Below are 12,283 nucleotides of genomic sequence, written 5' to 3'. Positions count from 1 at the left end.
CGGACAGCGCGGAAGGGTCGTCCCGTCCTAGGTGAGGTGCTGGGGCCCGAACGCCTGCGGCAGCATGTCGGCGAGCGTCAGCACGCCCGCCGGGGTGTCCAGCAGCAGTTCGTCGCCGCCGAACTCGTACAGCAGCTGCCGGCAGCGGCCGCACGGCACCAGCACCTGGCCGCGCCCGTCCACGCACACGAAGTGCGTGAGCCGGCCGCCGCCCGTGGCCTGGAGCTGGGAGACCAGCCCGCACTCGGCGCACAGGCCGATGCCGTACGAGGCGTTCTCCACGTTGCACCCGGTGACCGTGCGCCCGTCGTCGACGAGGGCCGCCGCGCCCACCGCGTAGCCGGAGTAGGGGGCGTACGCGTGGGTCATGGCCTCGCGGGCGGCGTCGCGCAGCCCCTGCCACGGGTCGGACGTCACTTGCCCTGGCCCCTCTTGTACGGCATGCCGTCCGCCTTGGGCATCCGCAGCCGCTGCGCGGAGACGGCCAGCACCAGCAGGGTGGTGACGTACGGCGCGGCGTCGACGAACTGGCTGGGCAGCGCGTCGGTGAGCGCGTACCAGGCGAAGAGCCCGGCCGACACGGCGGTGGCGACGGCGGCGGCCACGTACCGCTTCTTGTACAGCTGCCAGATGACCAGTGCGGCCAGCAGGATCGCCAGCAGCAGGAGCATGGCGTGGACGTTCTCCGCGCCTCCGCGCAGCTTGAGGCTGTCGGTGAAGCCGAACAGTCCGGCGCCGAGGGCCATGCCGCCCGGCATCCAGTTGCCGAAGATCATCGCCGCGAGGCCGATGTAGCCGCGGCCGCCGGTCTGGCCCTCCTGGTAGATACCGGTGGAGACGATGGCCAGGAAGGCACCGCCGAGGCCCGCGAGGGCACCGGAGACGAGCACGGCGATGTACTTGTACTTGTAGACGTTGACGCCCAGGGACTCGGCGGCGACCGGGTTCTCACCGCACGAGCGCAGCCGCAGGCCGAAGCCCGTGCGCCACAGGATCCACCAGGTGGCGGGGATCAGCAGCAGCGCGACGACGGTGAGCAGCGACAGGTTGGTGACCAGGCCGCCGAGGACGCCCGCGAGGTCGGAGACGAAGAACCAGTGCTTGGCCTGGAGGTCGGCCAGTCCGTCCGACATCCCGGGGATGGTGATGTCGGTGATCTGGTCGATGCGCGGCGACTGCTTCGACGAGCCGCCCTCGGCCTCCGCGAACGTGAAGTTCGACAGGTAGCGGGTGACGCCGACGGCGAGGATGTTGATCGCCACACCGGAGACGATGTGGTTGACGTTGAACGTGACCGTCATCAGCGCGTGCAGCAGCCCACCGAGCACCCCGCCGAGGATGCCGAGCGCGACACCGGTCCACGGGCCCCACTGGTAGCCGGCCCAGGCGCCGAACCAGGTGCCGAGGATCATCATGCCTTCGAGGCCGATGTTGACCACGCCGGCCCGCTCGGCCCACAGGCCGCCGAGGCCGGCCAGGCCGATCGGGATGGCCAGCTGCAGGGCGCCGGAGATCTGGCCCACGGAGGTGAGGTCGTTCGCGCCGCTGATGACACGGACCAGCGAGAACAGGGCCAGGCCGCCCGCGATGAGCAGCAGGATGACGGGCAGGGACAGCCGGCGGCGTCCGCCGCCCTTCTTGGGCGCCGCGGCCGCGGCCGTGACAGTGCTCGTGGACTCGCTCATGCTGCCCTCAACTCGTTTGCTTCTCCGCCCGCACGGCGCAGCGGTGCGGCTTTCGTGGTCGTCTGCGGCCCGGCGGCCATGCGTGCGTCGTTCACGGAGCCACGGCCTCCTTCTTCTCGCGGGCCTGGGCGGCAAGCTCCTCGCCGACCTTCTGCTGCTGACGGCGCAGCCCGTACTGCCGGACGAGTTCGTACGAGACGACGACCGCGATCACGATCAGGCCCTGCATGATCGTGGTGATCTCCTTCTCGTAGCCCTGGGTCTCCAGGGAGCCCGCGGTCTTCTCCAGGAAGGAGATGAGCAGGGCGGCGAAGAAGATGCCGACGGGGCTGTTGCGGCCGAGCAGGGCGATGGTGATGCCCGTGAAGCCGACACCGACGGGGAAGCTCAGGCTGTACGTGTGGGTCTGGCCGAGCAGCATCGGCATGCCGGCGAGGCCGGCGACCGCGCCCGAGATCAGCATGGCGGTGAGGACCATCTTCTTGGCGTCCACGCCGCTCGCCTGGGCGGCGGTGCCGCTGGCGCCGGTGGCGCGCAGGTCGAAGCCGAAGCGGGTGCGGCTGAGGACGAACCAGTAGACGATGCCCAGCGCGAAGGCGACGAAGGTGAAGCCGTAGACGGTGCCGCCGTCCAGGTCCAGGCCGGGCATCCAGCCGGACTCGGGGATCTCACCGGTCGTCAGGTCGTTGGAGCCGGGGAGCTGCACACCGAAGTTGGCGGGCAGGATCAGCCAGGCGATCATGCTGTTGGCGATGGCGTTGAGCATGATCGTCGCGACGACCTCGCTGACGCCGCGCGTGGTCTTCAGGATGCCCGCGATGCCGGCCCACAGGGCGCCGACGACCATGGCGACGACCACGATCAGCAGGATGTGCAGCGGCCCGGGCAGCGTGACGGCGGCGCCGGCGACCGCGGCGAGCATCACCGCGAGGCGGTACTGGCCGTCCACACCGATGTTGAACAGGTTCATCCGGAAGCCGATGGCGACGGCCAGCGCGGCGAGGTAGTACGTGCCGGTCTGGTTGAGGATGTTGACCTGGACGTCGACGTACTGCGCGCTGTCGACCATCAGCGGGTACAGCCCGAACGGGTCCCGGCCCGAGACCAGCAGCACCACGGTGGTGAGCAGGAAGGCCACGACCAGGGCGAGCACCGGGCCGGCGAGGCCCAGGATCAGCCGGTCCTTGTCGAACTTCTTCATCGGCCCTCACCGTTCGCGTTCTCGTTGTGCTCAAGGTGGCCGGTGGCGGCGCCGGTCATGGCCGAGCCCAGCTCCTCGGGGGTGATCGTGGCGGGGTCGGCGTCCGCGACCAGCCGGCCGCGGTACATCACCCGCAGGGTGTCGGAGAGCCCGATGAGCTCGTCCAGGTCGGCGGAGATCAGCAGCACCGCCAGGCCCTCGCGGCGGGCCTCGCGGATCTGGTCCCAGATCTGCGCCTGCGCCCCGACGTCCACACCGCGGGTGGGGTGGGCGGCGATGAGGAACTTGGGGTTGTGGCTCATCTCGCGGCCGACGATCAGCTTCTGCTGGTTGCCGCCGGACAGGGAGGCCGCGGTGACCTCGATGCCGGGGGTGCGTACGTCGTACTCGCGCACGATCCGCTCGGTGTCGCGGCGGGCGGCCTTGAGGTCGAGCAGGCCGCGCCTGCTGTTGGGCGCCTCGGTGACGTGGCCGAGGATGCGGTTCTCCCAGAGCGGGGACTCCAGCAGCAGGCCGTGGCGGTGACGGTCCTCGGGGATGTAGCCGATGCCGCCCTCGCGGCGCTTGCGGGTCGGCGCGTGGGAGATGTCGTCGCCGTCGAGGGTGATCACACCGCCGTCCGGGTCGCGCAGGCCGATGAGCGCCTCGATGAGCTCGGTCTGGCCGTTGCCCTCGACGCCGGCGATGCCCATGACCTCACCCTTGTGGATGGTGAAGTCGATGCCCGCGAGGACCTCGCGGACGATGCCGTCCGGGTCGGTCTCGGTGAGCCTGAGGTCCTCGACCTTCAGCATCGGTACGTCGGTGACCGTGGACTCGCGGGTCTCCGGGGAGGGCAGCTCGGCGCCGACCATCAGCTCGGCGAGCTGCTTGGTGGTGGCGGTGCGGGGGTCGGCGGTGCCGACGGTGGTGCCGCGGCGGATGACGGTGATGTCGTCGGCCACGGACAGCACCTCGCCCAGCTTGTGCGAGATGAAGATGACGGTGAGTCCCTCGGCCTTGAGCTCGCGCAGGTTGGCGAAGAGCGCGTCGACCTCCTGCGGGACGAGCACGGCGGTCGGCTCGTCGAGGATGAGGGTGCGGGCGCCGCGGTAGAGGACCTTGAGGATCTCGACGCGCTGGCGGTCGGCGACGCCGAGCTGCTCGACGAGGGCGTCGGGGCGGATGTTCAGCCCGTACGCGTCCGAGATCTCCATGATCTTCTTACGGGCCCGGCCGCCGATGCCGTACAGCTTCTCGCCGCCGAGGACGACGTTCTCCAGCACGGTGAGGTTGTCGGCCAGCATGAAGTGCTGGTGGACCATGCCGATGCCGATGGCGATGGCGTCGGCCGGGCTGGAGAAGGAGACCCGCTTGCCGTCGATGGTGATGGTGCCCTCGTCCGGCTTCTGCATGCCGTAGAGGATCTTCATCAGGGTCGACTTGCCGGCCCCGTTCTCGCCGATCAGGGCGTGGACGGTGCCCTTGCGGATCGTGATGTCGATGTCGTGGTTGGCGACGACGCCGGGGAAGCGCTTGGTGATGCCGCGCAGTTCTACGGCAGCAGCCGGCGGCGACGACGGACTGGACGCGTTGATGACGCACTCTCCTTGGCGGGAAAGGAGCGGGTGAGCGGGAGGGGGCAGATCCCGAAGCTATCGCGCCGCGCGGGGCTCTACGCGCGTAGCGACAGCGAAGGGGAGAAACCAGGGGCCCCCGACGGGGTGCCCGGGGCGCGGGACCGTGGGGCGCGGGACATGGTCCGGGTCCGGAGAGGGCGGCGGCGCCACCCCTTCCGGACCCGCGGAAACCACGTTCCGGCCGCGCGGTTACGGAGCGGTCTTGACCTTGATCTTGCCGGCGATGATGTCGGCCTTGGCCTTGTTCACCGCGGCGGTCACGGCGGTCATCTTGGTGTACGCCGGGTTGGAGGCGGCCAGGCCCACGCCGTCCTTGTCGAGGCCGTAACGGACCTCACCGGACTGCGGCTTGCCGTCCTTGACCGACTTGATCAGGTTGTAGACGGAGTCGGAGACGTCCTTGGTCACCGAGGTGAGGATGTACTCCTTGTAGGCCGCCAGGCCCTTCTGGTTGTACTGGTCGGAGTCGACGCCGATGGCCCACTTCTTGGCCTTGGCGGCGGCCTCGATCGAGCCCGAGCCGGCGAGACCGGCGGCGGCGTAGATCACGTCGGCGCCGGCGTCGAGCTGGCCCTGCGCGGCGGCCTTGCCGAGGTCGGGCTTGGAGAAGCCACCGAAGTCCGGCGGCTGCGTCAGGTACTGGACCTTGACGTTGACGTTCTTGTCGGTGTCCTTGACGCCCTGGACGAAGCCCGCCTCGAACTTCTTGATCAGCGGGGTCTCGACACCGCCGATGAAGCCGACGGTCTTGGACTTGGTCACCTTGGCGGCGGCGACACCGGCCAGGTAGGAGCCCTGCTCCTCGTTGAACACCAGGTTGGCGATGTTCTTGCCGGTCTTCGAGGTGTCGTCGATCAGGCCGAAGGTGGTCTTCGGGAACTTCGGCGCGACCTCGGCGATGGCGGGCGCGTACGCGAAGCCGACACCGATGACCGGGTTGTTGCCGGCGCGGGCCAGCTCGGTCAGGCGCTGGACCTTGTCCGGGTCGCCCTCGCCCTCGCTGGGCTCGGCCTCGGCACCCTTGATGTCGAGTTCCTTCTCGGCCCTCTCCAGGCCGGCGAAAGCGGCGTCGTTGAACGACTGGTCGCCACGGCCACCGATGTCGTACGCGATGGCTGCCTTGGCTTCGCCGTCGGAAGCGCTGTCCGACGTTTTTCCGCCACACGCGGTGGCGCTGAGCGCGAGTGCCGCGGATGCGACGCCCACAGTTGCGATCCTGGTGATCCGGCGCAAGGGAGGCTCCTTCGACCTGACCTAAGCGCCTCTTCCGGCGCTGGTTTCGCGGCGATCGTAACGCGCGTAGATGTCAGGTAAAGGCCTGTTCGGTAGCCGTTACCAGATCGACGCGAACAGCGCATGACGTCCGCGATACCGCCACGAGGCGTAATGGGGCACTGCCGGTTGGTGACCGGAAATGGCGGGTCGGGTGAGCCTCGTGGCGGGCCCGTTGCGGGGCGGCGCGGGGGTCAGAGACCGCCGTCGATGAGCGCGGCGGCGGTGAAGAGCTCGACGCCGACCTGGATGGCCCGCTCGTCGACGTCGAAGTTGCCCCGGTGCAGGTCGAGCCTGGCCGTATCACCCGGGCGGCGGACGCCCAGGCGGGCCATCGCGCCGGGGACGTGCTCCATGTACCAGGAGAAGTCCTCGCCGCCCAGGCTCTGCTCGGTGTCCTCGATCGCGTACGCCCCGCACCGCGCCTCCATCGCGTCGTGCAGCAGCTGCGCGACGGAGGCGTCGTTGACGACGGGCGGGACGCCCCGGACGTACTCGATCTGGCACTTGGCGCCGTGCAGCGTCGCCACCTCGTCGATCGCCGCGTACACCTGGTCCGGGGCGTGCCGCCAGGCCTCCAGGTCCAGGCAGCGGACCGTGCCGCCCAGCTCGGCGCGCTGCGGGATGACGTTGGGCGCGTGCCCCGCCTCGATGCGGCCCCAGGTCAGGACCAGCCCGGCACGGGTGTCGATCCGGCGGGACAGCAGCGCGGGCGCGTCGACGGCGACGCGGGCGGCGGCGGTGACCATGTCGGTCGTCAGGTGCGGGCGCGCGGTGTGACCGCCGGGCCCGTCGAGGGTGACCTCCAGCCGGTCGCAGGCGGAGGTGATCGCCCCGGTGCGCAGCCCGATCCGGCCCGCGTCCACGCGCGGGTCGCAGTGCACGGCGACGATCCGTCCCACGCCGTCCAGTACGCCGGCGTCGATGGCGGTGATCGCGCCGCCCGGCATGACCTCCTCGGCGGGCTGGAAGATCAGACGTACCGCGTTCGGCAGCAGGCCCTCCCGGGCCAGGTCCGCCAGCACCAGGCCGGCCCCGAGGACGACGGTGGTGTGCACGTCGTGGCCGCAGGCGTGGGCCCGGTCCGGCACGGTGGAGCGGTACGGGACGTCCGTCTTGGTGTCCGGGATGGGCAGCGCGTCGATGTCGGCGCGGATCGCCAGCATGGGGCGTACGCCGTCCCACGTACCGATGTCGCACATGAGCCCGGTGCCGCCGGGGAGGATCCGGGGGGTGAGCCCCGCCGCTTCGAGCCGCGTCTTGATCGCCGCGGTGGTGCGGAACTCCTGGAAGCCCAGCTCGGGATGCATGTGCACATCCCGGCGGAACGCGATCAACTCGGCGCGCAGGCTCTCGGGCAGCGCGCCGAGCAGGGGCGTATCGCCGGGAACGTCTGTTTCGGGGTCGCGGGACATCACCTTGTTCACCCATGAAAGGGTAGGCGCGTTTCGCCCTCAACTAACGTGTGATCTACAAAACTTCAGCCCGATAGGGGAAAGAAACCCTGGGCAGCGGGCTTGAGGGCAGGGCGAAGTGGGTAAACTCACGCGTTTTCAGGCTTTTGTCGATCTCTCTCGGTCTGCTTCCGGTCAGGTGTTCGCGTTCGTGATCGGGTACCCGGTGGGGCGGTTTCCTACGCTCGCGGTGAGAGCGGTCACGCTCCCGTGAGCGACAGGCCGTGCACCGACCGCGCCGACTCGGCCACCCCCGCCAGGAAGCCCTGCGCCCGGGGCGAGGCGGTCTCGCGCAGCCACTCCGGCGCTATCCCGCACACGGCGATGGTGACGCCGGTGCCCACGAGCGCCGCCGGCAGCGTGTGCACGACCGTGGAGGGGAAGCTCAGCACCGTACGGCCGATCGGGCCGCGCCGGGCGATCAGCTCCAGCGGCAGGTCCGGCCGGACGATCTCCAGGCCCGTCTCCACCGCTATCCGGTGCAGCTTCTCCACGCTCTCGCGGCGGTGCGCGAAGTAGCGCGTGGCGCCGTGGGCGGCGGCCAGCGCGGCGACGGCCTCGGCGTACCGGTCGGGGTCCACCACGCCCGTCTCCACCAGCGAGGTGCCCACCAGGTCCGCGCCCCGGGTCAGCCGGGGCGGGCCGAATCGGCCGCGGGTCCAGGCGAAACGGTTGACGGTGACGGTGGTGCCCGCCGGCGCCTCGACCGGCAGGGCGGTGAAGATCTCCACGCTGCGCCGTCGCCCGGGGGCGAGCCGGCGGCGGGCCAGGGCGGTGACCGGCGCGAGGGCCAGTTCGCGCGGGCCCCGTACGCCGCGGCGGTGCCAGCGCACCAGCCGTTCGCCCCGGGCGAGCTGGGCGGCGAACTCCATGGTGGCCGTGCCGTCGTCGACCACCGTGAGGGCGCGCGGCCCGAAGAGCGTCAGCAGCAGCTGTACGTAACGGGAGAACGGATCACCGATGATCACCCGCTCGGCGCGCACCAGGGCCGGCGCCAGCTCCCGCAGCGCCCGTGGCAGTGCGCCACGGCCGCCCCGGGCCTCCTGCCAGCGGACCGTGAACCCCTCGTCGCGGGCGAGCTGGGCCATGCGGCGCAGCTGGCCGCGCGACATCGGGTCGGTGGGCGACAGCACGACGATGGTGAGGTCGGGGCGGCCGGCGTGGTGGGTCCACTCCAGGACGTTCAGGAGCTGGACGGGACTCTCGACGAAGGCCAGGTGCGAGGAGGCGGTGGTCATACCGTGGCCGGGACCCTGCGGAGCTTCTTCATGGGGCCGAGCTCCGACTCGTACACCTTCTTGACGCCGTCGCCGAGCGCGGTCTCGATGGTGCGGATGTCGCGTACGAGACGGGCGAGGCCGCCCGGCTCGACGGAGGCCGCCTGGTCGGAGCCCCACATGGCGCGGTCGAGGGTGATGTGGCGCTCGACGAAGCAGGCGCCGAGCGCGACGGCGGCGAGCGTGGTCTGCAGGCCCGTCTCGTGGCCGCTGTAGCCGATGGGGATGTTCGGGTAGTCCCGCATCAGGGACTGGATGACGCGCAGGTTCAGCTCCTCCGCCTTCGCCGGGTAGGTGGAAGTGGCGTGGCACAGCAGGATGTTGTCGCTGCCGAGGACCTCCACGGCGTGGCGGATCTGCTTCGGGGTCGACATGCCGGTGGAGAGGATCACCGTGCGGCCGGTCGCGCGCAGCGCACGCAGCAGCTCGTCGTCCGTGAGGGACGCGGAGGCGACCTTGTGGGCGGGGAGGTCGAACTTCTCCAGGAACGCCACGGCCTCGGTGTCCCACGGGGAGGCGAACCAGTCGATGCCGCGCTCGCGGCAGTGCTCGTCGATGGCGCGGTACTCGTCCTCGCCGAACTCCACGCGGTGGCGGTAGTCGATGTACGTCATCCGGCCCCAGGGCGTGTCGCGCTCGATGTCCCACTGGTCGCGCGGGGTGCAGATCTCGGGGGTGCGCTTCTGGAACTTCACGGCGTCGCAGCCCGCGTCGGCGGCGGCGTCGACGAGGGCGATGGCCTTGTCGAGGTCGCCGTTGTGGTTGATGCCGATCTCGCCGGTGATGTAGACAGGCCGGTCCGGGCCGGCGGTCTTGCGGCCGAGGGTGCGGAGGCGGTTCATCGTTGCGGTTCCTTACGTTGCGGGGGTGTGCAGGGTGGGGCCGAGGAGCCAGGCCGCGATCTCACGGATCGCGCCCGCGCCGCCGGGGGTGGTGGTGACGGCGCGGGCGGCGGCCCGTACGGAGTCGTGGGCGCTCGCGACGGCGACGGGCCAGCCGACGAGCCCGAAGCAGGGCAGGTCGTTGACGTCGTTGCCGGCGTAGAGCACCCGCTGGGGGTCGATGGCGTGGTCGTCGCACCAGTGCTTGAGCGCCACGTCCTTGCGGTCGACGCCGTGCAGGACGGGGACGGCGAGCTTGCGGGCGCGGGCGGCGACGACGGGGTTCGTCTCGGTGGACAGGATCAGCAGCCGCACGCCGGCGCGGCGCAGCGCGGCGACGCCGAGGCCGTCGCCCCGGTGTACGGCGACGAGTTCGCGGCCGTCGGAGTCGATGAGGACGCGGTCGTCGGTCTGGGTGCCGTCGAAGTCGAGGACGACGGCGTCGACGTCGGCGGCGGTGGGAGTGGCGGGCTCGTCGAGGAGGGGCGCCAGCGCGCGGGCGCGGGCCAGGTCGTGCGGGTCGTCGACCTCCAGGACGCGGGCGGGGTCGGTGACGACGAGCGCGGTGTGGCCGAAGAACCGGTGCCGGTGGGTACGGAACCCGCGCGCGTCCATCCCGTACGCGGCGCCCGTCTCCAGGTACTCGGGCTCCCGGTCCTGGCGCCGGGGGCGGTGGGCCTTGTCGTGGTTCACGCCGTGAGCGCCGTGAGCGCCGTGAGCGCCGTGAGCGCCGTAGCCGCCGTGGGCGGCCGCCGGTGGAGCCGTGCGGCCCGGTCCGTGCTGCGCGTCCGGACGCGGGTCCGGCGTGGACAGCGTGCCCAACGTGTTCGGTGTGCCCGGCCGCTCGGTCCCGGTGGGGCGGGAGGCGTCGCCCGTCGCCGGGGGCGGCGTGACGCCCGCGCCGTGCTGCGTGCCCGGCGCGCCTGGCGTGTCCGTCTCCGTGTCGTCGGTCGCCGGGGGCGGGGTCTCGCGCCAGAGGAAGCCGTGGGACGGGGCGACCGTCAGGGCCGTGTCGGCGCCGTCCGCCAGGATCCGGGCGGCGACGCCGTCCACGTCCGACGCGGTCAGGAACGGGCTGGTGCACTGGACCAGCAGGACGACGTCCACCGGGCGGGCGTGCAGGGCCTCGAAGGCGTCCAGCGCGTGGAGCACCGCCGCCTCGCTGGTCGCCGTGTCGCCGGACAGGGCGGCCGGCCGGTGGACCGCCTGGGCGCCCGCCGCGCGGGCGGTGTCGGCGATGGCGGGGTCGTCCGTCGAGACGACCACGTCCGTCACGCGCCGGGCGCCCAGGCAGGCCCGTACGGCTCGGGCGACCAGGGGTATGCCCCCGACCGGTGCCAGGTTCTTGGCGGGTACGCCCTTGGAGCCGCCCCGGGCGGGTATGACGGCGAGCACGGTGGGCCGGGCGGAGTGGCCGGGCGCCGTCACGCGCGCTGTGGGCGCCGGGCGGTCCGGGGGCGGTGGCGGTGGCGGGGCCGTGGGGCGGGCGGTCACAGTTCCCCCAGGCGGCGGATCGCCGGGGCCACGCGCTGGACCCCGTGGCGGTAGAGGCCGCGGGCCGCGTCGCGCAGCAGGCGGCGTACCGGGCTCGTGGCGGGCGGCTCGGTGGTGGTGTCCAGGCGGTGGCGGGCCAGCACGCCCGGGAGGTATCCGGGGGCGGTCCCGGGCGTGTAGTACGGGGCGATCGGGGGCAGCGCGGGCGCGGCCAGCAGGTCGAGGACGCGGGCGCGGGCCGCGTCGAAGGCCGTCTCGTACGAGCCGTCCGGCGCCACGCCCTGGTCCGCCAGCCAGGCGGCGTCCGGGCGCGGGCGGTGGCCGCCGTCCAGCCGGTCCCAGGAGGTCAGCAGCCCGGAGCCGATGAAGTGGTGGTTGCCGAGCACCTCGCGTACGCCCAGGTCGGTCAGGACCGCCGTCGGCACGCCCCGGTGCAGGGCCTCCAGCGCGGCCGTCGAGGAGACGGTGACCAGCAGATCGGTGCGGTCGAGGACCTCGCCCATGTGGCCGTGGACGAGGCGGAAGTTGGGCGGCAGCGGACCACGGGCCAGCTTCTGGTACGGGTGCTCCTCCACGTGCGTGGTGTGCTCGCCCGGCTTGGAGCGGAGCTTCAGCAGCACCTCGCGGTGCGGGTGCAGCCGGGCGTGCTCGACCAGCCGGCGCAGCAGGTACGCGCGGTCGGCCCGCGACGCCGGTACGGAGGGCTGCGCGGCGAACACGACGGTGTCCCGGTCCGGCACCGGCGTGTAGGGCGCCCCGCCGAGGAACGGCAGCGCCGCCTCGACCACCGCCGACGCGTCGGCGCCGACGCCCTCGTACACGGCGCGGAACCGCCGGGCGTCGGCGGCCGAGTTGGCGAGCACGACGTCCGCCCCGTGCCGCAGCAGCAGCCCGTCGGCGAGCTTCTCGTACACGACGCCGACATAGCCGGTGACGACCACCGGGCGGCGCGGCAGCACCATCCCGGCCAGGCCGTGCAGCATCGCCTGGACGGTGCCGCCGACGAGCGCGAGGACGACCACGTCGTACGCCTCGTCCCGCACCGCGCGGAGGAACTCCGCCCCGGTCACCTCCCGAGGGGCGGCCACGTCGGCGCCGACCTCGGCGAGCTGGCGCGCGGTCGGGGTGGCCCGGCCGCGCAGGACGAAGCCGGTCACCCGGGTGTCGGAGGGCGGGCTGATGCGGCGCGCCGTCAGGGCGCCCCATTTCCATCGGGTGTCGGAGTCCGCGAGTACCGCGATCCGCACCGCTTCACGGTTGCGTGAGGGCACGCCGAGGACGTTAGAAAGGCGCACGGCCCGCCCGGCCCAACTCGGCCGCAACAAACGGTGAACAGCGTCTGGCGGCAATCCGGCGGAGATCCGGAGGCAATCCGGTTAATGAGCGCGCCGCTCAGTGTT

General features: G+C 72.0%; 10 protein-coding genes. All 10 read right to left on the bottom strand.

What is annotated here, in order from left to right:
- Positions 1-27: 27 nt before the first annotated feature.
- Entirely contained in the window at positions 28-417 is a 390-nt protein-coding gene (locus AMK26_RS37640; protein WP_107420898.1) for a cytidine deaminase, read from the bottom strand.
- Positions 414-1,685 carry an ABC transporter permease gene (locus tag AMK26_RS37635; protein WP_073753811.1) on the bottom strand — a complete coding sequence of 424 codons (1,272 nt, stop codon included), beginning with the start codon at positions 1,683-1,685 and terminating at the stop codon, positions 414-416. The genes AMK26_RS37640 and AMK26_RS37635 overlap by 4 nt, the downstream gene beginning before the upstream one ends.
- A gap of 91 nt (positions 1,686-1,776) precedes the next feature.
- Positions 1,777-2,886 (bottom strand): ABC transporter permease, encoded by a 1,110-nt coding sequence (locus AMK26_RS08660; protein WP_073753809.1) that lies wholly within the window; start codon positions 2,884-2,886, stop codon positions 1,777-1,779.
- Entirely contained in the window at positions 2,883-4,463 is a 1,581-nt protein-coding gene (locus AMK26_RS08655; RefSeq protein WP_198944049.1) for an ABC transporter ATP-binding protein, read from the bottom strand. Before AMK26_RS08655 ends, AMK26_RS08660 begins: the two co-directional genes overlap by 4 nt.
- Before the next feature lie 231 nt (positions 4,464-4,694).
- Entirely contained in the window at positions 4,695-5,738 is a 1,044-nt protein-coding gene (locus AMK26_RS08650) for a BMP family lipoprotein (RefSeq protein ID WP_073753805.1), read from the bottom strand.
- 233 nt (positions 5,739-5,971) lie between these two features.
- Positions 5,972-7,192, bottom strand: coding sequence for an amidohydrolase (locus AMK26_RS08645; RefSeq protein WP_073754728.1), 1,221 nt, complete (start codon positions 7,190-7,192; stop codon positions 5,972-5,974).
- A 239-nt stretch (positions 7,193-7,431) separates the two neighbouring features.
- Entirely contained in the window at positions 7,432-8,469 is a 1,038-nt protein-coding gene (locus tag AMK26_RS08640; RefSeq protein WP_073753803.1) for a hypothetical protein, read from the bottom strand.
- Positions 8,466-9,350 (bottom strand): N-acetylneuraminate synthase family protein, encoded by an 885-nt coding sequence (locus AMK26_RS08635; protein WP_073753802.1) that lies wholly within the window; start codon positions 9,348-9,350, stop codon positions 8,466-8,468. The genes AMK26_RS08640 and AMK26_RS08635 overlap by 4 nt, the downstream gene beginning before the upstream one ends.
- Positions 9,351-9,362: 12 nt before the next feature.
- Complete coding sequence (locus AMK26_RS08630) at positions 9,363-10,817, bottom strand: acylneuraminate cytidylyltransferase (RefSeq protein ID WP_073753800.1); 1,455 nt, start codon at positions 10,815-10,817, stop codon at positions 9,363-9,365.
- A 62-nt stretch (positions 10,818-10,879) separates the two neighbouring features.
- Entirely contained in the window at positions 10,880-12,154 is a 1,275-nt protein-coding gene (locus AMK26_RS08625) for a DUF6716 putative glycosyltransferase (protein WP_198944017.1), read from the bottom strand.
- Positions 12,155-12,283: the final 129 nt, after the last annotated feature.

The sequence above is a fragment of the Streptomyces sp. CB03234 genome, assembly GCF_001905885.1.
GTDB lineage: Bacteria > Actinomycetota > Actinomycetes > Streptomycetales > Streptomycetaceae > Streptomyces.
Note: the sequence above shows the minus strand (reverse complement) of the source record. Positions and strands in the feature narration are given on the sequence as shown.